Source organism: Herbidospora daliensis (assembly GCF_001570585.1).
Taxonomy (GTDB): Bacteria; Actinomycetota; Actinomycetes; order Streptosporangiales; family Streptosporangiaceae; genus Herbidospora; species Herbidospora daliensis.
In genome coordinates this window covers 1,492,755-1,513,147 of the sequence record NZ_BBXF01000001.1, presented here as the reverse complement: position 1 = coordinate 1,513,147, position 20,393 = coordinate 1,492,755, and the positions used below count along the sequence as shown (strand labels likewise).

Sequence of the window (20,393 nt, the reverse complement as noted above, 5' to 3'; positions counted from 1 at the left end):
CGGTCAATGAGCGAGTTCCTGCAGGTGGCGAACGCGGCGAAGGATGCCTCCCGGCTGCTCGCCCCGCTGCCGCGCGCGGCCAAGGACGCCGCGCTGCGCGCCGTCGCCGACGCCCTGGTCGCCCGCGCGGAGGAGATCGTCGAGGCCAACGCCGCCGACGTCGCCAAGGCCCGGCAAGAGGGCACGTCCGAGGCGATGATCGACCGGCTGCGCCTCGACGTGCCGCGCATCGGGCAGATCGCCGACGCCGTGCGGGAGATCGCCGAACTGCCCGACCCGGTGGGCGAGGTCATCCGCGGCGGGGTGCTGCCCAACGGGCTCGAACTGCGCCAGATCCGGGTGCCGTTGGGCGTCGTCGGCATCATCTACGAGGGCCGGCCGAACGTGACCGTCGACGCCGCCGCGCTCTGCCTCAAGAGCGGCAACGGGGTGCTGCTGCGCGGCTCGTCCAGCGCCTACACGTCCAACACCGCGCTGGTGAAGATCATGCAGGAGGCGCTGGCGGCCACCGAGGTGCCCGCCGGGGCGGTGCAGCTGGTGCCGGGGCTAACCCACGAATCCGCCAAGGAGCTCCTGCGGGCGCGCGGGCTCGTCGACGTGCTGATCCCGCGCGGGGGCGCGTCCCTGATCAACAGGGTCGTCGAGGAGTCGTCGGTGCCGGTCATCGAGACGGGCGTCGGGGTCTGCCACGTGTACGTCGACGCCGCCGCCGACCAGGAGCGCGCCCTCACGATCCTGCTGAACGCCAAGGCCCAGCGGGTGTCGGTCTGCAACGCGGCCGAGACACTGCTCGTCCACGAGGCCATCGCCGCCGAGTTCGTGCCCAAGGCCGTCGCGGCGCTGGCCGAGGCCGGGGTGACCGTCCACGGCGACCCGGCGACCGCCGCCCTGGGCGGCGAGGGCGTGGTCCCGGCGACCGAGGAGGACTACTTCGCCGAGTACCTCTCCTACGACATCGCCGCCGCCGTGGTGCCCTCGCTGGAGGACGCCGTCGCCCACATCACGCGTTACGGCTCCGGCCACACCGACGCGATCGTCACCGACTCGCAGACGGCGGCCAAGCGCTTCGTCGCGCTGGTCGACTCGGCCGCGGTGGCGGTCAACGCCTCGACCCGCTTCACCGACGGCGGCGAGTTCGGCTTCGGCGCCGAGATCGGCATCTCCACCCAGAAGCTGCACGCCCGCGGCCCGATGGGCCTGCCCGAGCTGACCTCCACCAAGTTCGTCTACGTGGGCGAAGGCCACGTGCGCGGTTAGGCCCTGACGAGGACCCTGGTGCCCAGGCCCGCGTCGCGGGCCCGCAGGGCGGCGTCGAAGCGGCTCTCGGCCTCCAGCTTCATCAGCACGTTGCTGACGTGGTTGCGGACCGTCTTCGGCGCCAGGCACATCACCTTGGCGATCTCGGCGTTGCTGCGGCCGTCGGCCAGGTGCTCCAGGACCTCGTGCTCGCGGGTGGTCAGTTCGGGGAAGGTGGTCCGGGCCGAGCGGGTCGTCAGCTTCTCGCGCAGGCCGGCGGCGACCTCGCGGGCGAAGACCAGGTGGCCGACCCCCACGGCGCGGATCGCGGCGGCCAGGTCGGCCGGGTGGGCGCTCGTCATGACGTAGCCGCGGGCGCCCGCCCGCATGGCCGCCATCAGGCTGAGCTCGTCGGCGTGCTGGCTGACCACGATGATCTTCACGTCGGGACAGCGGCGGGCGATGTAGTCGACCTCGTGCAGGAGCGCCAGGTCGATCAGCAGGATGTCGGGACCGAGCTTGACGGCGGCCCTCAGCGCGTCCGGACCGTCGTCGGCCAGCGCCAGCAGCTTGATCCCGGGGGCCTCGGCCAGGGCCCAGCGGACCCCCTCGGTGTAGAGGTAGGTCTCGCCGGCCACGACGACGGTAACGGGTTCGCTCATGGGTCAAAGAGTGGCTTAAGGCTCTTGAGGATGACTTGGCGACCACTTCAGTCACTCTGCGTGAGCGCCGGTGAATCATGGGAGGCATGGATCTTCTCGTCACGCTGAGTTTCATCGTGGCCGTCGTCGCGGGCGCCGACCGGCTGCTGCTCGCCATGGAGCGGCATGGGCTGGTTCGCTGGCGGCTCTCAGCCCCCCGTCCGGCCGAGCGCGGCGCCCGCCTCGACTCCCTGCTTCGGTGAGGCCCGCCCTGTACGACGCCGCCGCCCTGTTCGGCCGGGTCGCGCTCGGAACCACGTTCATCCAGCACGGCTGGGCCAAGGCCCGGGGCGGCATCGACGCCACCACCCAGGCGATGACCCAGGCGGGCGTGCCCGCCCCGCGCGCGTCGGCGTGGTTCGCCACCGTCGCCGAACTCGGCGGCGGCATCATGCTCGTGCTCGGGCTGCTGACCGCCCTCGCCGGGGCCATGCTGTTCGCGGTCATGTCGGGCGCGTTCCTGTTCGTCCACGTCAAGGACGGCTCGTTCGAACTCGTCACTGCCCTGGGCGCGGTGGCGGTCATGCTCGCCGTGGCCGGTCCCGGCCGGATCTCCTTGGATCGGTACGTCTTCCGACGATGACCGGCGTGGCTCCGGGGAAATGTCGTGGCGCTCCACTATCGTGACCACACCTATGGGTGGACGTCTGGGGCGGGTCGGCCCATACGCGCTCCTGGAGCGCCTGGGCCGTGGTGGCATGGGCGAGGTCTATCTCGCGGCCACCAAGCGGGGCGAGCAGGTCGCCCTGAAGATGCTCCGCGACGCCATCGAAGGCGACGCCGACGCCCGATTACGGCTCGATCGCGAGGTCCGCGCGCTGCGGCGGGTGGAGAGCCCCTACGTGGCGCGGGTCCTCGACGCCGACCTCTCCGGCGACCGGCCCTACCTGGTCATGGAGCACATCGCCGGCGACACCCTGCTCAGCGCGGTGAAACGCGACGGGCCGCTGCCCGAGGTGGAGGTCATCCGCCTCGCGCGCGGCCTGGCCACCGCGCTGGCGATCATCCACGCCGCCGGGATCGTGCACCGCGACCTGAAACCGGCCAACGTGCTGATCGGCGACGAGGGCCCGGTGCTGATCGACTTCGGCATCGCCCAGGTCCTCGACGCGACCCGGATGACCCAGACCGGCACCTTCCTCGGCACCCCCGGCTACGCCGCGCCCGAACTCTTCGCCGGGGAACAGGTCGGCGAACCGGCCGACCTGCACGCCTGGGCGGCGACCGTGGCCTTCGCCGCCACCGGCCGCCCCACCTTCGGCGGCGGCTCCGCCGAATCCCAGATGTACGCCATCCTCCACGGCAAGGCCGACCTGAAGGACGTGCCCCCGGCCCTGCTCCCGCAGATCAGGGCCGCCCTCAACCGCGATCCGGCCAAACGCCCCACCGCCGCGATCCTCGCCGACCGCATGACCCGCCTGGTCCGCGCGGCGGAGGAACACGACGCCCGCGAGAAGGAGGCGGAGGGCGAGCCCTCCCGCCGCTCCCGAAGCCGCGAGAGCGCCGCCGACGACGCGGGAGGCCGCGACACCGACGGCGGCCGCCGGGGCCGCGAGAACCGGGGGAGCGGCCCGGAGGGCCGTCGCTCCCGTGAGACCGCGGTCGATTCGGCCGACGCGGGGCGGCGCAGCTGGAGTTCCAGCAACGCGGGGCCGGTCGACGACGGCCGTGGCAGCCGGGATTCGGCGAGTTCGGCCGACGGAGGATGGCGCGCCCGGGACGCGGGCGGCGCAGGGGCGGCCGACGGCGCTCGCCGCAGCCGGGAATCCAACGCGGGCGGTTCGGCCGACGGCACTCGTCGTACTCGCGACTCCAGCGCGGCCGGTTCGGCCGACGGTGTCCGTCGCGGGCGTGAGTCAACTGCGGAGGGGTCGGGTGATGGGGGGCGTCGCACGCGGGACTCCGGTGCGGGCGGCTCCACCGACGGCGCTCGCCGAGCCAGGGACTCAAACACGAGCGGCTCGGATGCCGCCGGATCCGGCGCGGCCGAGAACGGCCGTCGCACTCGAGACGCCGCCGCTGCCGGGTCGGCCGAGGCCGGGTCTCGGGCCCGCGACACCGGTGGTGCGGGTGGTTCCAGGGCTGCCGAGAGCGGCCGGCGGTCGCGGGAGGCCGCCGGGACGGGTACGGCTGATTCAGGCCGTCGTACCAGGGAAGCCGGGGCCGCCGAGAGCCGCCGGACCAGGGATTCCGGTTCGGGTGACGGTGCGCGGCGGGCCGGGGAGTCCGGGGCGTTGTCGGTCGAGTCTCGGCGTACAAAGGACAAAGCCGGGCGGGAAGAGGCCGACTCACGGCTCGGGGCCGAGGCCGTGGTGCAGACGCGGCGGAGGCGGAGTGTCAAGCCGCCGCCCGAGGCGGTGCCCACGGGCGGGACCTCGCTGCTGGTGCTGGCCGCCGTGGCGGTGCCGTGTGTGATCGGGTGTGTGGTCTACCCGGTCGCCACGTTCGCGGTGACCGGGGTGTTCGTCGTGCTGGCCCGCGCGCTCTGGGTGGGGCACTGGCTGACGCGGAAGCGGCGGCCCGGACGGCTGAAGAGGGCGATGCGGATCGGGCTGTTCCCGGTGTCGTTCTCGGGGGCGCTGATCGCCGGGGTCGCCTGGCCGGGGCTGCCCGCGGGGGCGCTGGCGTTCGGGGCGATGTGGGCGACCGCGGGAGGCGAGCTCGCCCCCAGGTGGTGGGAGCAGGCGGTGCCCGTCACGGTCGCGGGGCTGGTCTTCAGCGTGGTCTGCGGCGCGATCATCGGCCGCGAGGTCGAGAAGGTCGGCGCCGAGCTGCCGGAGCTGCGCAGGGAGGGGCTGCGCGCGCTGGCGGTGCTCGGCGGGTTCGTCGCGATCTGCGCCGCCGCCGTCAGGATCGTCGGGTCGCTCTTCTAGTTCTCCCTCCGCGAGAAGCGGTTGAAGATGCGCTCCCCGGCGTTGACCGCGCCCTCGGCGACGTCGCGCAGCACGCCGATGAACGGGTCCTGCGACTGCGACCACGACTCGCGGTAGGACGCCGCGGCGGCCTTGACCTCCTCGGAGACCTTGGCGTTGTGGTCGTCGGTGCGGTGGGGGTAGTCGCCGGTGAGGATGCGCTCGTAGTCGCCGCTGCGGCGCCAGCGGTCGAGCTCGGCGACCCGGGTGACCGCGAACGGGTGGGTGGTGCCGAGGAGGTTGAGCACCTTGAGCAGGCCGTCGCGGACGTCGCCGGCGGTGTCGTACTCGCGGGCCTGGTCGAGGAAGGCCTCGATGTTCATCTCGTGGAGGCGCGAGCCGCCGGCCAGCTTCATCAGGGCGCGCAGCGCGGCTTCGGGGTCCTGACCGGCGAGCAGGCCGCCGCGGTCGGCCGACATCTCGGCCTTGCGGGCCCACTCTTCGAGGGCGGCGACGATCACGCGCAGGCCGATGTAGCCGAGGGGGATCCAGGCGACCCGCGTGGCCAGCCGGGTGAGGATCTGCAGCATCGTGCCGTAGACCGCGTGCCCCGACAGGATGTGGGCCGTCTCGTGACCGACGACGAACCGCAGCTCCTCTTCGTCGAGCAGGTCGAGACAGCCGGTCGAGACGACGATGAAGGGCTCGTCGAAGCCGATCGCCATCGCGTAGACCTTGGGATCCTGCTGGACGTAGACCTCGGGGATCCGGGCCAGGTCGAGGATGTAGGCGCTGTCGCGGCCCATGTCGTAGAGGCCCCGGAACTGGGTCTCCGACGTGCGGACGGCCGACGCGAGGAACATCAGGCGCAGCCGCCGCTCGGAGAAGAGCCCGGAGGTGCGCTTGAGCACCGAGTCGAACCCGGTCAGCGAGCGCATCGCCACCAGGGCGGACCGGTCCGCGGGGTGCTCGTAGGCGCGGGAACTGATGCCGGGCAGCGGCGTGCGGGTGCGATCGGGAGTGGTCATGCTCGGCATGCTACGTCGGTGTTTCCCCCGCCGCGCATGAACCCGGAGAGAGGCCGGACGTTATCGTCCGTGCTATGAGAAACGGGGCCACCACCAGGCGGCTTGGCATCATGGGCGGCACCTTCGACCCCATCCACCACGGCCACCTGGTGGCCGCGAGCGAGGTCGCCCACCACTTCGACCTCGACGAGGTCGTCTTCGTGCCGACGGGCCAGCCGTGGCAGAAGGCCGACCGGACGGTGTCGGCCGCCGAGGACCGCTATCTGATGACCGTGATCGCGACGGCGTCGAACCCGCGCTTCTCGGTGAGCCGGGTCGACGTCGACCGGCCGGGGCTGACGTACACGATCGACACGCTCCGTGAGATCGCCGCCGCGTACGGGCCGGAGACCGAGCTCTACTTCATCACCGGCGCCGACGCGCTGGCCCAGATACTCGGCTGGCGCGACGCCGAGGAGCTGTTCACGATCGCCCACTTCGTGGGCTGCACCCGGCCCGGCCACACCCTGCACGACCCGGGCCTGCCGACGGGCAAGGTCAGCCTGATCGAGGTGCCGGCCCTGTCGATCTCGTCGTCGGAGTGCCGGGAGCGGGTGGCCGCCGGTCAGCCCATCTGGTATCTGGTGCCCGACGGGATCGTGCAGTACATCGGCAAGCGGGGTCTTTACCGATAGGGCGGCAATAGGCTTGAAGAGCGCCCCGACGGGTGGGCACTCTGGGATCACATCCCCGTCATGGAGGAACAAACCGCATCGTGACCGCATCTGAACGATCGATCCAGCTCGTTTCGGTCGCCGCCGAGGCCGCGGCCGACAAGCTCGCCGACGACATCGTCGCCTACGACGTGAGCGACCGGCTGGTGATCACCGACGCATTCGTCGTCTGCTCCGCCTCCAACGACCGCCAGGTCCGCGCCATCGTCGACGAGATCGAGGAGCGCCTGCGCGTCGACGCCGAGGCCAAGCCCGTACGCCGTGAGGGCGAGCGGGAGGGCCGCTGGGTGCTGCTCGACTACATCGACATCGTGGTCCACGTGCAGCACGAGGAGGAGCGCCACTTCTACGGCCTGGAGCGTCTCTGGAAGGACTGCCCGGCCATCGCGCTGCCCGAGAGCGTCGCCGAGGCGGCCGCCCAGCGGGCGCGGGGTGAGGGGTGAGCCGGCGGATCGTCTGCCTCCGGCACGGCCAGACCCGCTGGAACGTCGAACACCGGTTCCAGGGCCACACCGACATCCCGCTCGACGAGACCGGGGTCGCCCAGGCGGCCCGGTCGGCGTCGCTGCTGGCGGCGCTCAGGCCGACGAAGATCGTGTCGAGCGACCTGAGCAGGGCCCATGACACCGCCCTGGCGCTGGGGCGGGTGACGGGCCTGCCGGTCACCGTCGACAAGGAGCTGCGCGAGCGCGGCGGCGGCGAGTGGGAGGGCCTGACGGGCGACGTCATGGCGGCCCGCTGGCCGGCCGAGTACGCCGCCTTCGAGCCTCCGGGCGGCGAGACCGAGGTCGAGGTCGCGAGCCGGGTGTCGGCGGCGATGTCCCGGTGGGTCGAGGAGATCGACGACGACGGGCTGCTCGTGGTCGTCTCCCACGGCGCGGCGCTGCGCCTGGGCATGCTCGCCCTGCTGGGGCTGCCCCGGGAGCACTGGCACACGCTCGGCGGGCTCGGCAACTGCTCGTGGTCGCTGCTCAAGGAGGGCCGCAAGGGCTGGCGGGTCGGCGAGCACAACGCCGGCACCCTGCCCGAACCCGTCAGCAGCGACGACAAACCGGAGTTCCAGGACGACGGCACGCGATAGTGGCCTCCCGGGAAACGGGCTGAGCCTGTAGTCGTTGGGACTATGCACTTGTTGTCCCTCTGGCGACTCAAGTCCTATCTCCGGCCCTTCGCAACCGTCGTCATCGTCAGCTGGATCGCCGCGGTCGCCGGTATCGCCGCCGGGCTCGCGATCCCCCTGGTCGGCAAGGAGATCATCGACGGGCCCATCGCCCGCGGCGATCTCGCCGCCCTGATCCCCCTCGGCCTGCTCGCCCTCGCGCTGGGCGTGGTCGAGGCGGTCATGACCTGGTTCCGCCGCTGGACGCAGGGTGTGGCGGTGTTCGGCGTGGAGACCGCCCTCCGCGACGACATCTACGCCCACCTCCAGCGGCTGCCGATGGCCTTCCACGACGAGTGGCAGTCGGGGCAGTTGTTGTCCCGCGCCACCACCGACCTCGGCACCATCCGCCGGTTCTTCGGATTCGGCGCGCTGTTCCTCGTCATGAACGTCATCCAGCTCGCCGTGGTGACGTTCCTGCTCCTGCGGCTCCACTGGCCGCTCGGCCTGCTCGTCGCCCTGGCGGCGGTGCCGGTCATCGTGGTGTCGGCCCGGTTCGAGAAGCGCTACCGGGCGATCTCCCGCACGCTCCAGGACCGCCAGGGCGACCTGGCCACCCACGTCGAGGAGTCGGCGCTGGGCATCCGCACGATCAAGGCGTTCGGCCGAGGGGGCCACGTCTTCTCCCGGTACGACCGCCTCGCGGTCACCGTCAAGGAGACCGCGCTGGGCAAGGTGCGGCTGTCGTCCCGGTTCTTCACCTTCCTCGAGATCGTGCCCAGCGTCACCCTGGCGCTGGTGCTGCTGCTCGGGGCGACGGCGGTCGGCGGGGGAGCGCTGACGCTGGGCGCGCTGGTGGCGTTCACCTCGTTCGTGCTGCAGCTGGTCTGGCCGGTCTCCTCGCTCGGGTTCATCCTGGCCATGGGGCAGGAGGCGATGACCGCCGCCGACCGGGTGCTGGAGGTGCTCGACACCGAGCCCGCCATCGTCGGCGGCCCGCTCGTGCTCGACCGGCCGCGCGGGCACCTGCGGTTCGAGGGCGCCGGGTTCCGCTTCCCCGGCGCCGACCGGCCGGTGCTCGACGACCTCTGGCTGGAGGTCCGGCCGGGCGAGACCCTGGCCGTCGTCGGGGCGACCGGCTCGGGCAAGACCACGCTCACCGCGCTGGTGCCCCGGCTCGTCGACGTCACCTCCGGGCGGGTGACCGTCGACGGGCACGACGTCCGCGACCTGACCCTGCCGTGCCTGCGGTCGATCGTGGCGACGGCGTTCGAGGAGGCGACGCTGTTCTCGATGAGCGTGCGCGAGAACGTCACGCTCGGTCGCCGCGACGCCTCCGACGCCGAGGTGCGGGAGGCGCTGGAGGTGGCGCAGGCGACCTTCGCGTACGACCTGCCGTGGGGGCTCGACACCCGGATCGGCGAGCAGGGCATGTCGCTCTCGGGCGGGCAGCGGCAGCGGCTCGCGCTGGCCCGCGCGGTGCTCGGGCGGCCCCGGATCCTGGTGCTCGACGACACCCTGTCGGCGCTCGACGTCGAGACCGAGGCGCTGGTCGAGGACGCCCTGCGCCACGTGCTGGCCGACGCGACCGGGATCGTGGTCGCCCACCGCGCCTCCACGGTGCTGCTGGCCGACCGGGTCGCCCTCCTCGACGGCGGGACGATCACCCACGTCGGCACGCACCGGGAGTTATTGGCCCAGGTCCCGGGGTATCGGGCGCTCCTGGCGGCGGAGGAGGTGCTGAGTTGACCGACTGGCGTGGCGTCGCGGCGGAGAACCGCGACGACCTCGACGCGGCGGCCGACGTCCTGCTCCGGACCCGGTCGCGGCGGCTGCTCGGCGACCTGCTGCGCCCGCACCGCCGGGCGATCGGGCTGCTGGTGGTCCTGATCGTGGTGGCGAACGCGGCCGGGCTGGCCATCCCCTACCTGGTGAAGGTCGGCATCGACACCGGCATCCCGGCGGGCACCCGGACGCTGCTGCTGATCGTCGCGGCCATCCTCGGCTGCGCGGTCACGCAGGCGCTGACGCGGCAGGCGTTCCTCCGGTTCTCCGGCCAGATCGGCCAGGAGACGCTGCTGGAGCTGCGGCGGCGGGTGTTCGAGCAGTTCCAGCGGCTGTCTCCGGCCTTCCACGAGAAGTACACCTCGGGGCGGGTGATCTCGCGGCTGACCTCCGACGTGGAGGCCATCGCCGAACTGGTCGCGGGCGGCTTCGACGGGCTGATCACGGCCGTGCTGACCCTGTTCGGCACGGCCGTGATGCTGCTCGTGCTCGACGTGCGGCTCGGGCTGGTCGCGCTGGCGCCGTTCCCGGTGCTGTTCCTGATGGCGCGCTGGTTCCGGCGGGCCTCCCTGGTGACCTACCGGCGCAGCCGCGAGGCGGTCGCCGGGGTGATCGTCCACTTCGTGGAATCGATGACCGGCATCCGGGCGGCGCAGACCTTCCGCAGGGAGGACAGGAACCAGGAGATCTTCGAGGAGCTCGACGAGCGCTACCGGGCCGCCAACCTGGCCGGCATGCGGCTCATCGCGCTGTTCCAGCCCGGCGTGAAGCTGCTCGGCAACGTCACCATCGCGGCGGTGCTGGTCTACGGCGGCTGGCTGGCGATCCACGGCGAGGTCACCGTCGGGGTGCTGGCCGCGTTCCTGCTGTATCTGCGGCAGTTCTACGAGCCGATGCAGGAGATCTCGCAGTTCTACAACACGCTCCAGTCGGCGGGGGCGGCGCTGGAGAAGTTGTCCGGGGTGCTGGAGGAGCGCCCCGGCGTGCCGGAGCCGCTCGTGCCGGTCGCCCTGCCCGCCGCGCGGGGCGAGGTCGTCTTCCGGGACGTGCGCTTCCACTACCACCCCGACGTCCCGGTGCTGCACCGGCTCGACCTGACCGTGCCCGCCGGGCAGACCGTCGCGGTCGTCGGGGCGACGGGGGCCGGGAAGACGACGCTGGCCAAGCTGATCGCCCGGTTCTACGACCCCGTCACCGGCGCGATCACCCTCGACGGCGTCGACCTGCGCGACCTGGCCGAAGAGCGGCTGCGCCGCGCGGTGGTCATGGTCACGCAGGAGAACTACCTGTTCGGCGGCAGCGTGGCCGACAACATCAGGTTCGGGCGGCCGTCGGCGTCCACGGCCGAGGTCGAGGCGGCCGCCGCCGCGGTCGGGGTATCCGGGTTCGTCTCCTCGCTCGACGGCGAGGCCGGCAAGCGGGGCGCCCGCATGTCGGCCGGGCAGCGGCAGCTCGTCGCGTTCGCCCGGGTGTTCCTGGCCGACCCGGCCGTGCTCATCCTCGACGAGGCCACCTCCAGCCTCGACGTCCCCGGCGAACGGCTCGTCCAGCGCGCTCTGCGGACCGTGCTGGCGGGCCGGACCGCCCTGATCATCGCCCACCGGCTGTCGACCGTGGAGATCGCCGACCGCGTTCTCGTGATCGACGGCGGCCGGGTGGTGGAAGACGGCCCGCCCGGCGAGCTGATCGCCGCGGCGGGACGGTTCGCGGGCCTCCATCGGGCCTGGATCCAGAGCTTGACCTAGTTCGTCACTCATTCACCGGATGATGGGTAGATCACGTCTTATGACTCGCTTGGTGGCGCTGGGCGTGGAAGAGGAATTCCACGTCGTCGATCTCGTCAGCCGCCGGCTGACCCCTCAGGCCCATGTCGTCCTCGACGGGCTTCCCGACAGCAGTTTCTCGGCCGAGCTCCAGCGGGCCGTCGTCGAGACCAACAGCACCCCGACCCCCGACCTGGCGGCCCTGCGCGCCGACCTGGTCGGCCTGCGCCGTCGCCTGATCACCAGCGCCGAACCCCACGGCCTGGCCATCGTCGGCTCCGGCACCGCCCCCCTGCACGGCACGGAGGGGTTCGAGCTCACCGCCGACGAACGGTACGAATACCTGCTCGACAGCTACCAGTTCATCGCCCGCGAGCAGTTCATCTGCGGCGGCCAGGTCCACGTGGAGATCACCGACCGCGACCTGGCCGTGCTGGTGGCGCAGCGGGTGCAGCCGTGGTTGCCCGTCTTACTGGCCGTCTCGGCGAGTTCGCCCTACTGGTTCGAGGCCGACAGCGGCTACGCCAGCAGCCGGGCCCTGGCCTGGCAGCGCTGGCCGACCGCCGGGCCGCTCGGGCCGTTCGCCTCGGCGGCCGAGTACGACCAGGCCGTCGCCGACCTGGTCACGTCGGGGGTCATCGACGACCCCGGGATGGTCTACTTCGACATCCGCCTGTCGGCCCACGTGCCGACGATGGAGCTGCGGGTGTGCGACGCGGTCCCCCGGGTCGACGACATGATCCTGCTGGCCGGGCTGTTCCGGGCCCTGGTCGTCAGGGAGACCGACGCGGTCGAGGCCGGGACCCCGCCCCGGCTCGACCATCGGCCTCCGCTGCTGCGCGCGGCGACCTGGCGGGCGGCCCGCTCCGGGCTGAGCGGCGACCTCATCTCGCCGCTCACCGGGAAACCGGTCCCGGCGGGCCTGCTGGTGGAGACGCTGCTGGAGGAGCTGCGGCCGACCCTGGAGGCGCTCGGCGACTGGGAGACCGTCTCGGCGCTCGCCCTCGAAACGGTGCGGCTCGGCGGGTCGGCGGCGCGGCAGCGGGCGGCGTACCGGAAGAAGGGGCAGGCCACCGATGTGGTGGACCTGCTGGTCCGGGAGACCGCCGAGGGCTGACCGGGTCCTGCCGCGGGAGGAGGTTTCCGGCGATCCGGCCGGTTACGCTCCTCGCGTGGTGTGGATCGAGCGTGTCTTCGAGCCTGACTACATCCTGGTGCGGCTGGCGATCCTGCTGGCCGCACTGGTGGGTGACCTGGTGTGGATCATCCCGGGCGTGCAGGGTCGCGACTGGGCGCTGGCCCTGCTCGCGCTGGCGCTGGCCGGGGTCTGCCGGTGGTCGCCGGCGGCGGCCACGCTGATCGCGGCCGGGCTGCTGCTGTTCGGCGAGCTGAACGCGTTCGCGGTCACCCCCGCGCTCAAGGTGCTGACCTGCGTGCTGCTGTTCGAGACGGCGGTGCGCTCGCCGCTCCGGCAGGTGCTCGGCGCGGCGGCGGCCTGCGGGCTCGCCGTCTGCTGGCACGCCGGGTCGCCCGGCGAGGTCGGGTTCCGCGTGGTGATCCTCCAGGGCGTGCCGCTGCTGCTCGGCGGCTACGTGCGGCTGGCCGGGGAGACCGCGCGGCGGGAACGCGACGGCGCGGCCGCGCGGGTCGAGGCGGCGCGGGCGGCCGAACGCGCGGCCATCGCCCGCGAGCTGCACGACCTGGTCGCCCACCACGTCTCCTCGATGGTGCTGCGCGTCGGGGTGGCCCGCCACGTGCTGGGGCCCGGCGCCGACCCCCGGGTGACCGAGGTGCTCGACGACCTGCACTCCGCCGGTTCGGCCGCCCTCGACGACCTGCGGCGGCTCGTCGGGGTGCTGCGGGCGCCGCTCGACGCCTCGTTCGTCGACCCCGGCGGGCTGCCCGACGCGCTCGGCGCGGTGGTCGACCGGGCCAAGGGCACCGGGCTGGTGGTCGAGTCGGCCGTCGACCCGGGGGTCGCCGACCTCGATCCGGTACGCGGCCTCGCGGTCCTCCGCGTCGCCCAGGAGGGCCTGGCCAACGCCGCCACGCACGCGGGCCCCTCGGCTCGCGCCTCCCTGCGGGTGACCCGCCTCGCCGGTACGGTCCGGGTGGAGATCGACGACGACGGGGCCGGGCGCGAACCCCCGGCCGCGCGCACCGGGCACGGCCTGCTCGGCATGCGCGAGCGCGTCGAACTGCTCGGCGGCAGCCTGACCGCCGGACCGGCCGGACCGGGGCGGCCCGGCTGGCGGGTGCGGGCGACCTTTCCGGAGGTGCTGACATGATCCGCGTGCTCCTCGTCGACGACCAGCAGCTGGTCCGCATGGGCCTGCGCATGCTGTTCGACTCGGCCGCCGACGTCGAGGTGGTGGGGGAGGCCGGCGGCGGCGCCGACGCGGTCAGGCTCGTCGACGACCTGGTCCCCGACGTCGTGCTGATGGACCTGCGCATGCCCGGCCTCGACGGGGTCGCGGCCACCCGGCGGATCACCGCCGCCCGCCCGGCGACGCGGGTGCTGGCCCTGACCACCTTCGACGACGACAAGAACCTCTACGCCGTGCTGACCGCCGGGGCCTGCGGCTTCCTCGTCAAGGACACCCCGCCCGCCGAGCTGCTCGACGCCGTGCGGAAGGCCGCCGACGGCGACCGGGCCTTCTCCCGGTCGGCGCTGGCCCGGATCGTCGAGCGCGCGGTCACCCACGTCCCGGCGGGGGAGCCGCCGCCGCTGCCGATCACCCGGCGCGAGCGCGAGGTGCTCGCGCTGGTCGGCGCGGGCCTGTCGAACCCCGAGATCGCCGAGCGGCTCAGCTTGGGCGTCACGACCGTGAAGACCCACGTGGCCAGCGTGATGGCCAAGACCGGGTGCGCCAACCGGATCAGGCTGGCGGTGCTGGCGGTGGAGCACGGACTGGCATAGGCCACCGGTACCCTGCTGGGCATGTTCTCCGCCTATTCCGGATGGGTGATCGGCGCGGCCCTGCTGCTGGCCGTCGTCTCCCTGGTCACGGCGATCCGGAACCGGCCCATGGGGGCGCTCATCCTGGCCGGGCTGGTCCTGGTCGAGCTCGCCCTCGTCGTGCAGGCCGTGATCGCGTTCCCGAAGGCCGGTCAGGTGACCGAGCAGGCCACCTTCGTCGGCTACCTCATCGGCACGATCGTCATTCCGCCGGCGGCGTTGTGGTGGGGTCGGGCCGAACGCACCCGGTGGGGTCCCGCGGTGATCGCGGTGGCCGCCTTCACAGCCGGGGTCATGACGGGGCGGCTGCTCCAGCTGTGGGACATGGCGTGACCACCGGGGTGAACACCGGGCCGGGGCGGGTGCTCGTCGCGGTCTACGGGATCTTCGCGCTGGCCGCCTCGGCGCGGGCCGGGGTGCAGATCGCCGCGAAGTTCTCCGAGGCGCCGCTGGCCTACTCGCTCTCGGCGTTCGCGGCGGCCGTCTACATCGTCCTCACCGTGGCGCTGGCCAGGGGGAACGAGCGGCTGGCGGTGGCGGCGTGCCTGATCGAGCTGGCCGGGGTGCTGGTCGTCGGCACCCTGTCGATCGTCGACTCCCAGGCGTTCCCGCACGCGACCGTCTGGTCGGGTTACGGCAGCGGCTATCTGTTCATCCCACTCGTGCTGCCGGTGATCGGGCTCGTCTGGTTGTTCGGAAACCGCAGACGCGGGCAGGGGTGACCGTTCCCCTACATTTCAGGAGGAACGGCAGTGAGCACGATCGAACACACAGTGGACGTTGATGTGCCGATCCGTACCGCCTACAACCAGTGGACGCAGTTCGAGTCCTTCCCCGAATTCATGGAAGGCGTGGAGTCGGTCAAGCAGCTCGACGACCGGCGGACGCACTGGGTCGTCGAGATCGCCGGGATCCGGCGCGAGTTCGAGGCCGAGATCACCGAGCAGACCCCCGACCACCGCATCGCGTGGCGGTCGATGGAGCGTCCCCGCCAGTCGGGGACGGTGACCTTCGAGACCCTCGGAGCCGCCGCCTGCCGGGTCACGCTGCGCATGGAGTACGACCCCGAGGGCTTCACCGAGACCGTGGGAGACGCGCTGCAGATCGTCCGCATGCGGGTCAACGGCGACCTCGACCGGTTCAAGGAGTTCATCGAGTCGCGCGGCGACGAGACCGGCGGCTGGCGCGGCGACGTCGGCGACCGGCACGAGCCGGGCGGCGTCCTGCCGGGCGACGCAACCCTGCCCCCGCCCGGGCCGACGCCCCGGCCCTATGGGACTCCCCGTCCTGGTGAGGGCCCGCCTCCGGTGGCCTGACTCACCCGTGGGCGGCCTCCGGGCCGCCCACGTTTGTTACATCTCGTTTGCCTAACAGGACAAAAAGGTCCTAAGCTTTGTCGAATCATAGGATGATTCGATGAGTGGGGGATTGAGTTAGGCATGGCAGCGATCGCCGCCCGCCGAAGTCGTACCGGATCGATCGCCTGGCTGGTGGCGCTGGGGATCGTGCTGGCCGCGCTGAACCTGCGTACCGCGGTCAGCAGCGTCGGCCCCGTCCTGGACCAGATCAGAGACTCTCTCGGCATGTCGGCGGTGACCGCGGGGGTGCTCACCACGCTGCCGGTCCTCTGTTTCGCCGCCTTCGGCGCGGTGACCCCGGCCCTGTCCCGACGGGCCGGGGAACACCGGCTGCTGGTGGCCGCGCTGGTGCTCACCGGCGTGGGCCTGCTGATCCGGTCGATGGTCGACCACACCGCGGTGTTCCTGCTGGCCAGCGCCGTCGCGCTCTCGGGCGGCGCGATCGGCAACGTGCTGATCCCGACGCTGATCAAGCGGCACTTCCCGGCCCGGCCGGGGCCGCTGACCACGCTGTACTCGGTCGGGCTGGCGTTCGGCACGATGATCTCGGCGGCCGCGACCGTGCCGATCCAGAAGGCCGCCGACGGCGACTGGCACGTCGCCCTCGGGGTGTGGGCGGCGCTGGCGGCCGTGGCGGTCATCCCGTGGCTCGCGCTGCTGCGCACCGAGCCCGAGCGCGGCACCGCCGCCGCGATCAGGCCGGGTGACCTGCTCCGCAACCGGCTCGCCTGGGCCATGGCCGGCTACTTCGGCTCGCAGAGCCTGATCGCGTACGTCATCTTCGGCTGGTTCCCGCAGTTCCTGCTCGACCACGGGTTCACCGGCGAGCAGACCGGGACCGTCATGGCGATCTTCGCGGCGGTCGGCATCCCCGTCTCGCTCGTGGTGCCCGCCCTGGCGACCCGCATGCGCGACCAGCGGGCCCTGGTCCTCGGCTTCGTCGCGATCTACGTGATCGGCTTCGCCGGGCTGATGACCGGCCAGGCGATCATCGTGTGGACGCTGGTGCTGTCGCTCGCCATGGGCTCGTTCCCGCTGGCCCTGGCGCTGCTGGGGCTGCGCACCCGGACCGCCGAGGCCACCGCCGCCCTGTCGGCGTTCGGGCAGAGCGCCGGATACCTCATCGCCGGGGCCGGGCCGCTGGTGGTCGGCCTGCTCTACCAGGTCTCCGGCGGCTGGACGTTGCCGTTCGCCCTGCTCTTCGTGGTCGTGGCGGCCCAGGCGGTCACCGGATGGTACGTGGGCGGCGATCGGGTCCTGGACGCCGTGCCCGATAATGACAGTCATGGACCTTCGCGCATCGACCCAGGTCACCTATCCCAAGGGCGGGCTGACCGGGTCGTCGGAAGTGGTCGCGCGGGTGCCGCTGGGGGGCGGTCACGGAGTGATCGTGGCCCGGACCCCGTTCCACCCACTCGACCACGCCTGGCCCGACCAGCCGGCCGACACCGGACTGCTCGCCGGGGCCCGGGTGGTCGACTGCCAGACCGGTGCGACTGACGGCCAGACCCTCTACATCGGCGACGAGATCCCCGTGAAGCGGGGCGCCGAGGGGTGGCACTGGCTGGTCGTCCACATCATGGAGGAGCCCATCGAGGGCCAGGTCGAGTTGTGGGTCGACCCCGACCGCCGGCACGGCCTCTCGGCCGGCCACACCGCCTGCCATCTGACGGCGCTGGCGCTCAACGAGGCGCTGGCGCCGTTGTGGCGCAAGGAGGCCAGGACCGACAGTCTCGGCCACCCCGACTTCGACCAGCTGGCGATCACCTCGTCGCGGATCCTGAACCACGGCAGCCGCGACGTCTACCGGCTGGGCAAGTCGCTGCGGCGCAAGGGCTTCGATCCGGCCGGGCTCGACCTCGCCGCGACGACCGAGCAGGTGGGCGAGCGTCTCAAGGAGTGGATCGCGGCCGACGCGCCCGTGTGGGTCGACTGTCCCGACGAGGAGCTGACCGCCCGCCGCACGTGGCGCTGCCTGCTGCCCGGGGCCGAGGCGTCGATCCCGTGCGGGGGCACCCATCTGACCAGCACCGGGGAGCTCAACGCGGTCGCGGTGGAGTTCGCCCTCGACGGCGACGAACTGGCCATGACGACGCGGGTCGCCCGCAGATAGCGGGCTTCGGGCGGGAAATAAGGGTGGCCGCCCGAGGCGACCTGACCTCGCCTCGGGCGACCACTCATTAAGCCTAGGCCATGGGAGGTGGATCGGGCCAATCTGCCCCCATCCTTTACGTCATCAGTCGTGCTTTCCTGATCGATCCGACCGTCTGACGGGCCGCCTCGAGGCCGCTGTTGACCGCCACCTCACCCAGCAGACCGGGGGCCGCGACGCTGTCTCCGGCGAGCCGAACCCCGTCGCCCCGGTCGATGGCCGGACGGTCCCTCCAGGTGAATCCGGGCAGGTCAAGGGCGCCGGTGCGGCCCGAGGCGAGGGCCTCGCGCCGCCAGGTGAGGCGCTCGCGCCACCGGGGGAGCCCGAGGTCGGCGAGCCGCTCCAACCGGGCGATCCCTGTGACCTTCGCCTCTTCGGGACGCAACGGCATCTGGAGCTGAATCAGGGCCTCGTTCTCGGGCGCGAGAGACGGGTCGGGCGAGGAGTACCGTTCCAAGAAGCCGCCCTCGTCGAGATCCGAGATCAGGAAGACGTCGGCGGGGTCACGCGTCACGCCCACGTCGAGCAGGGCCGCCCGGCCGCTCTCCCACGTCAGCGCCGGGTCGCCGAGGAGGGCGCGGGCGGAGTCGAGGCCGGTGGCGACGATGACCGGGCCCGAGGGTAGCTCGGTGACCCGCGAGCCGGTCTCGATGGCGACGCCGAGGTCGCGGGCCCGCGCGGCCATGCGCTCGATCATCCGGCCCCAGCCGCCGACGACGTAGCGGGGAGCCGGGAAGCCCGGCCGCGTGACCCGCCGGAAGCGGTCCCAGACGAACCGCGCCGACAGGCGGCCCGGGTCGGCCTCGTAGGTGACCACGCCCAGCAGGCCGGCCACGGCGCTCGTCGCCTCCTCGCCCAGGTGGCGCTGTCCCCAGCTCTCGAAACTCTCGTGTACGGGAGCCTCGCGGCCCCGATTGAGGAGAGCCGTGACCAGCGGGCGGGGCGGGCGGGGGAGCAGACGGGAGTCGTACCGGACCCGGATCTTCCTGACCTCCTTCAGGCCCAGCGCACGGCAGGGCGTGGCCAGGCCGCGCCGGTGGAGCCAGCGGAACGGGGCGCCGTCGGAGTAGAGGACGTGGGTGCCGTCGTTGGCGACGTAGGGCCCGGCGGTCGAGCGGGCCCGGCCGCCCAGGGTCTGGTGGGCCTCGTGGAGGAGGACGTCCGCGCCCTCCTCGGCGCAGGCGATGGCCGCGGTCAGCCCGGCGAGCCCGCCGCCGATGATGGTGATCTGCGTCATGCACCCGTGGACGGGCACGGGCTCACAGATGTGACATCTTCTCGGGGTTGGCGACGACGTACACCGTCTGCACCAGGCCGTCGGCCACGACCAGCGAGAAGACCGCCGCGACCCGCCCGTCGGCGTGCACGACGACCGCCGGCCCGCCGTTCACGCTCGCGATCTCGACGGCGAGCTCGACTTCGGCGTCGCCGAGGAAGCGGCTGACGCCGCGCTCGGAGGCGATGGCGACCAGGAACCTGGCCACGTTCGCGGCCCCCGCCAGGATGTTGCGCGGCGCCTTGGCCTTGCCGCCCCCGTCTCCGACCAGCGTGACGTCGCGGGCCAGCAGGGCGGTCAGCCCGTCGAGGTCGCCCCCGGCGGCGGCGCTGACGAACCGCTCGGTGATCGCGCGGCGCTCGCCCCGGTCGACGTCGTAGCGCGGCCGCCGGTCCCTGACGTGGTCGCGGGCGCGTTTGGCGAGCTGCCGCACCGCCGCCTCGTCGCGGCCGAGGACCGCGCCGATCTCGGCGTGGCTGTAGCCGAACGCCTCCCTCAGCACGAAGACGGCCCGCTCCAGCGGCGAGAGCGTCTCCAGGACGACCAGGAGCGCCAGCTCGACCGTGTCGGCGAGCTCGGCCTCCTCGGCGACGTCGGGCGTGCTCACGAGCTCGGGCAACCACGGGCCGACGTAGGACTCGCGGCGCGTCTTGACGTGCCGGAGCCGGTCGATCGCCAGGTTCGTGGCGACCCGGACCAGATAGGCGCGCTCGTCGTCGGCGTGCCCCTCGGGCAGCTGCGACCAGCGCAGCCAGGCCTCCTGGACGACGTCTTCGGCGTCGGTGACGCTGCCGAGGATGCGGTAGGCGACCCCCAGCAGGACCTTCCGGTGCTCACTGAACGACTCTGCGGTCATGACGGAACAGACGTATCACGTCACCGGGAATGTGACACGGCCCGGGTCGCGAGGTAGCCCGGGAGCCATTCGTCCCGGTAGGCGGTCCTGATCGACTCGGGCATGGCGGCCAGGATGCGGTCGGCCAGGTCGTCGACGGCCGAGTCGAGCAGCCAGGGCAGGTAGCGGCCGGTGTCGTCGCCCACCCGGCCTCGGTGCAGCGCGCCGAACCTGGCCCACTCCTGCGGCGGGAGCGTGGCGGCGATCAGGGGGAGGGTCTCGCGCTCCTCGTGCCGGAGATGGGCGGTCAGCCGGTCGCGCAGGACGGCCACGTTCTCGGCCACGTCGGCCGGGGTGCTCGCCTCGACGGCCGCCAGGGCGGGGTCGATGACGCCGTGCTCGGCTTCCATGGCGTCGAGCAGGGCCAGGTCGGTCTCGGGCACCACCTCCCGCAAGGCCGGCCACAGGGCGTCGTCCTCGGAGGTGTGGTGGATGTGCAGGTAGGTGGTGAACAGATCCCAGGTCACGGTGGCCTTGAGCAGGCCGCCGGGGGTCTCGGTCAGGCGGGCGATGCGGTCGAGCTCGCGTCGGAGGGCGTCGTGGAAGGCGTACATCATCGTCAGATCGATGCTCATG

At 72.5% G+C, this 20,393-nt stretch carries 22 protein-coding genes; 17 read left to right on the top strand and 5 right to left on the bottom strand.

The genetic code is table 11. The features are described from left to right. The first annotated feature begins 6 nt into the window (after nt 1–6). Nucleotides 7–1,257, top strand: a complete 1,251-nt coding sequence (locus tag AW274_RS06165; RefSeq protein ID WP_062430027.1) for a glutamate-5-semialdehyde dehydrogenase — start codon at nt 7–9, stop codon at nt 1,255–1,257. Here AW274_RS06165 and AW274_RS06160 read toward each other — a convergent pair. Further along, nucleotides 1,254–1,898 (bottom strand): LuxR C-terminal-related transcriptional regulator, encoded by a 645-nt coding sequence (locus AW274_RS06160; protein WP_063813081.1) that lies wholly within the window; start codon nt 1,896–1,898, stop codon nt 1,254–1,256. The genes AW274_RS06165 and AW274_RS06160 overlap by 4 nt on opposite strands. An 86-nt stretch (nt 1,899–1,984) precedes the next feature. Between AW274_RS06160 and AW274_RS41105 the strand changes: the two genes are divergently transcribed. The 3 genes from AW274_RS41105 to AW274_RS38570 are packed head-to-tail and all read left to right on the top strand — an operon-like array spanning nt 1,985 to nt 4,810. After that, the gene (locus AW274_RS41105) at nt 1,985–2,140 is read left to right on the top strand and encodes a hypothetical protein (RefSeq protein WP_198169028.1); all 156 of its coding nucleotides are present in this window, start codon (nt 1,985–1,987) and stop codon (nt 2,138–2,140) included. After that, nucleotides 2,137–2,520 carry a DoxX family protein gene (locus AW274_RS06155; protein WP_062335163.1) on the top strand — a complete coding sequence of 128 codons (384 nt, stop codon included), beginning with the start codon at nt 2,137–2,139 and terminating at the stop codon, nt 2,518–2,520. The genes AW274_RS41105 and AW274_RS06155 overlap by 4 nt, the downstream gene beginning before the upstream one ends. Before the next feature lie 52 nt (nt 2,521–2,572). Next, nucleotides 2,573–4,810: a serine/threonine protein kinase gene (locus tag AW274_RS38570; RefSeq protein ID WP_063813080.1), complete on the top strand. Its 2,238-nt coding sequence runs from the start codon at nt 2,573–2,575 to the stop codon at nt 4,808–4,810. Here the strand turns inward: AW274_RS38570 and AW274_RS06145 are convergent. Next, nucleotides 4,807–5,826, bottom strand: a complete 1,020-nt coding sequence (locus AW274_RS06145) for a M48 family metallopeptidase (protein WP_083973857.1) — start codon at nt 5,824–5,826, stop codon at nt 4,807–4,809. The genes AW274_RS38570 and AW274_RS06145 overlap by 4 nt on opposite strands. A gap of 65 nt (nt 5,827–5,891) precedes the next feature. On the opposite strand from AW274_RS06145, the gene nadD reads away from it, so the two are divergent. The 13 genes from nadD to AW274_RS06080 all read left to right on the top strand — a co-directional run bounded on the left by nadD (nt 5,892) and on the right by AW274_RS06080 (nt 17,607). Further along, nucleotides 5,892–6,491: a nicotinate-nucleotide adenylyltransferase gene (gene nadD / locus AW274_RS06140; RefSeq protein ID WP_083973856.1), complete on the top strand. Its 600-nt coding sequence runs from the start codon at nt 5,892–5,894 to the stop codon at nt 6,489–6,491. 80 nt (nt 6,492–6,571) lie between these two features. Continuing rightward, entirely contained in the window at nt 6,572–6,973 is a 402-nt protein-coding gene (gene rsfS, locus AW274_RS06135; RefSeq protein WP_062430024.1) for a ribosome silencing factor, read from the top strand. Next, nucleotides 6,970–7,611 (top strand): histidine phosphatase family protein, encoded by a 642-nt coding sequence (locus AW274_RS06130; protein WP_062430023.1) that lies wholly within the window; start codon nt 6,970–6,972, stop codon nt 7,609–7,611. Before rsfS ends, AW274_RS06130 begins: the two co-directional genes overlap by 4 nt. A gap of 51 nt (nt 7,612–7,662) precedes the next feature. Further along, nucleotides 7,663–9,378: an ABC transporter ATP-binding protein gene (locus tag AW274_RS06125; RefSeq protein WP_232319994.1), complete on the top strand. Its 1,716-nt coding sequence runs from the start codon at nt 7,663–7,665 to the stop codon at nt 9,376–9,378. Beyond that, entirely contained in the window at nt 9,375–11,159 is a 1,785-nt protein-coding gene (locus tag AW274_RS06120) for an ABC transporter ATP-binding protein (protein WP_062430021.1), read from the top strand. The genes AW274_RS06125 and AW274_RS06120 overlap by 4 nt, the downstream gene beginning before the upstream one ends. A gap of 40 nt (nt 11,160–11,199) precedes the next feature. Continuing rightward, nucleotides 11,200–12,294, top strand: a complete 1,095-nt coding sequence (locus AW274_RS06115; RefSeq protein ID WP_157519797.1) for a carboxylate-amine ligase — start codon at nt 11,200–11,202, stop codon at nt 12,292–12,294. Between the two features lie 55 nt (nt 12,295–12,349). Then, nucleotides 12,350–13,465 (top strand): sensor histidine kinase, encoded by a 1,116-nt coding sequence (locus AW274_RS06110; RefSeq protein ID WP_062430019.1) that lies wholly within the window; start codon nt 12,350–12,352, stop codon nt 13,463–13,465. After that, the gene (locus AW274_RS06105; RefSeq protein ID WP_062430018.1) at nt 13,462–14,097 is read left to right on the top strand and encodes a response regulator transcription factor; all 636 of its coding nucleotides are present in this window, start codon (nt 13,462–13,464) and stop codon (nt 14,095–14,097) included. The genes AW274_RS06110 and AW274_RS06105 overlap by 4 nt, the downstream gene beginning before the upstream one ends. Before the next feature lie 21 nt (nt 14,098–14,118). Continuing rightward, complete coding sequence (locus tag AW274_RS06100) at nt 14,119–14,469, top strand: hypothetical protein (RefSeq protein WP_062430017.1); 351 nt, start codon at nt 14,119–14,121, stop codon at nt 14,467–14,469. Beyond that, on the top strand, nt 14,466–14,858 hold the full coding sequence (locus AW274_RS06095) for a hypothetical protein (protein ID WP_062430016.1): 393 nt from the start codon (nt 14,466–14,468) through the stop codon (nt 14,856–14,858). The genes AW274_RS06100 and AW274_RS06095 overlap by 4 nt, the downstream gene beginning before the upstream one ends. A 30-nt stretch (nt 14,859–14,888) precedes the next feature. Beyond that, nucleotides 14,889–15,452 carry an SRPBCC family protein gene (locus AW274_RS06090; RefSeq protein ID WP_062430015.1) on the top strand — a complete coding sequence of 188 codons (564 nt, stop codon included), beginning with the start codon at nt 14,889–14,891 and terminating at the stop codon, nt 15,450–15,452. 123 nt (nt 15,453–15,575) lie between these two features. Next, nucleotides 15,576–16,994: a CynX/NimT family MFS transporter gene (locus AW274_RS38935; RefSeq protein WP_083973854.1), complete on the top strand. Its 1,419-nt coding sequence runs from the start codon at nt 15,576–15,578 to the stop codon at nt 16,992–16,994. Further along, nucleotides 16,885–17,607 carry an alanyl-tRNA editing protein gene (locus AW274_RS06080; RefSeq protein WP_083973853.1) on the top strand — a complete coding sequence of 241 codons (723 nt, stop codon included), beginning with the start codon at nt 16,885–16,887 and terminating at the stop codon, nt 17,605–17,607. The genes AW274_RS38935 and AW274_RS06080 overlap by 110 nt, the downstream gene beginning before the upstream one ends. A gap of 115 nt (nt 17,608–17,722) precedes the next feature. Here the strand turns inward: AW274_RS06080 and AW274_RS06075 are convergent, their stop codons facing one another. The 3 genes from AW274_RS06075 to AW274_RS06065 are packed head-to-tail and all read right to left on the bottom strand — an operon-like array spanning nt 17,723 to nt 20,392. Then, on the bottom strand, nt 17,723–18,883 hold the full coding sequence (locus AW274_RS06075) for an FAD-dependent oxidoreductase (RefSeq protein ID WP_062430013.1): 1,161 nt from the start codon (nt 18,881–18,883) through the stop codon (nt 17,723–17,725). Nucleotides 18,884–18,905: 22 nt separating this feature from the next. Further along, nucleotides 18,906–19,778 (bottom strand): RNA polymerase sigma factor SigJ, encoded by an 873-nt coding sequence (gene sigJ / locus AW274_RS06070; protein ID WP_062430012.1) that lies wholly within the window; start codon nt 19,776–19,778, stop codon nt 18,906–18,908. A gap of 20 nt (nt 19,779–19,798) precedes the next feature. Beyond that, entirely contained in the window at nt 19,799–20,392 is a 594-nt protein-coding gene (locus AW274_RS06065) for a hemerythrin domain-containing protein (protein ID WP_062430011.1), read from the bottom strand. Nucleotide 20,393 lies beyond the last annotated feature (1 nt).

What these genes read in the sequence shown, in the direction of transcription:
- AW274_RS06065 (WP_062430011.1), bottom strand. Translation starts at nt 20,392, where the DNA reads ATGAGCATCGATCTGACGATGATGTACGCCTTCCACGACGCCCTCCGA.
- AW274_RS38935 (WP_083973854.1), top strand. Translation starts at nt 15,576, where the DNA reads ATGGCAGCGATCGCCGCCCGCCGAAGTCGTACCGGATCGATCGCCTGG.
- sigJ (WP_062430012.1), bottom strand. Translation starts at nt 19,778, where the DNA reads ATGACCGCAGAGTCGTTCAGTGAGCACCGGAAGGTCCTGCTGGGGGTC.
- AW274_RS41105 (WP_198169028.1), top strand. Translation starts at nt 1,985, where the DNA reads ATGGATCTTCTCGTCACGCTGAGTTTCATCGTGGCCGTCGTCGCGGGC.
- nadD (WP_083973856.1), top strand. Translation starts at nt 5,892, where the DNA reads ATGAGAAACGGGGCCACCACCAGGCGGCTTGGCATCATGGGCGGCACC.
- AW274_RS06105 (WP_062430018.1), top strand. Translation starts at nt 13,462, where the DNA reads ATGATCCGCGTGCTCCTCGTCGACGACCAGCAGCTGGTCCGCATGGGC.
- AW274_RS06160 (WP_063813081.1), bottom strand. Translation starts at nt 1,898, where the DNA reads ATGAGCGAACCCGTTACCGTCGTCGTGGCCGGCGAGACCTACCTCTAC.
- AW274_RS06165 (WP_062430027.1), top strand. Translation starts at nt 7, where the DNA reads ATGAGCGAGTTCCTGCAGGTGGCGAACGCGGCGAAGGATGCCTCCCGG.
- AW274_RS06075 (WP_062430013.1), bottom strand. Translation starts at nt 18,883, where the DNA reads ATGACGCAGATCACCATCATCGGCGGCGGGCTCGCCGGGCTGACCGCG.
- AW274_RS06100 (WP_062430017.1), top strand. Translation starts at nt 14,119, where the DNA reads ATGTTCTCCGCCTATTCCGGATGGGTGATCGGCGCGGCCCTGCTGCTG.
- AW274_RS06145 (WP_083973857.1), bottom strand. Translation starts at nt 5,826, where the DNA reads ATGCCGAGCATGACCACTCCCGATCGCACCCGCACGCCGCTGCCCGGC.
- AW274_RS06115 (WP_157519797.1), top strand. Translation starts at nt 11,200, where the DNA reads ATGACTCGCTTGGTGGCGCTGGGCGTGGAAGAGGAATTCCACGTCGTC.
- AW274_RS38570 (WP_063813080.1), top strand. Translation starts at nt 2,573, where the DNA reads ATGGGTGGACGTCTGGGGCGGGTCGGCCCATACGCGCTCCTGGAGCGC.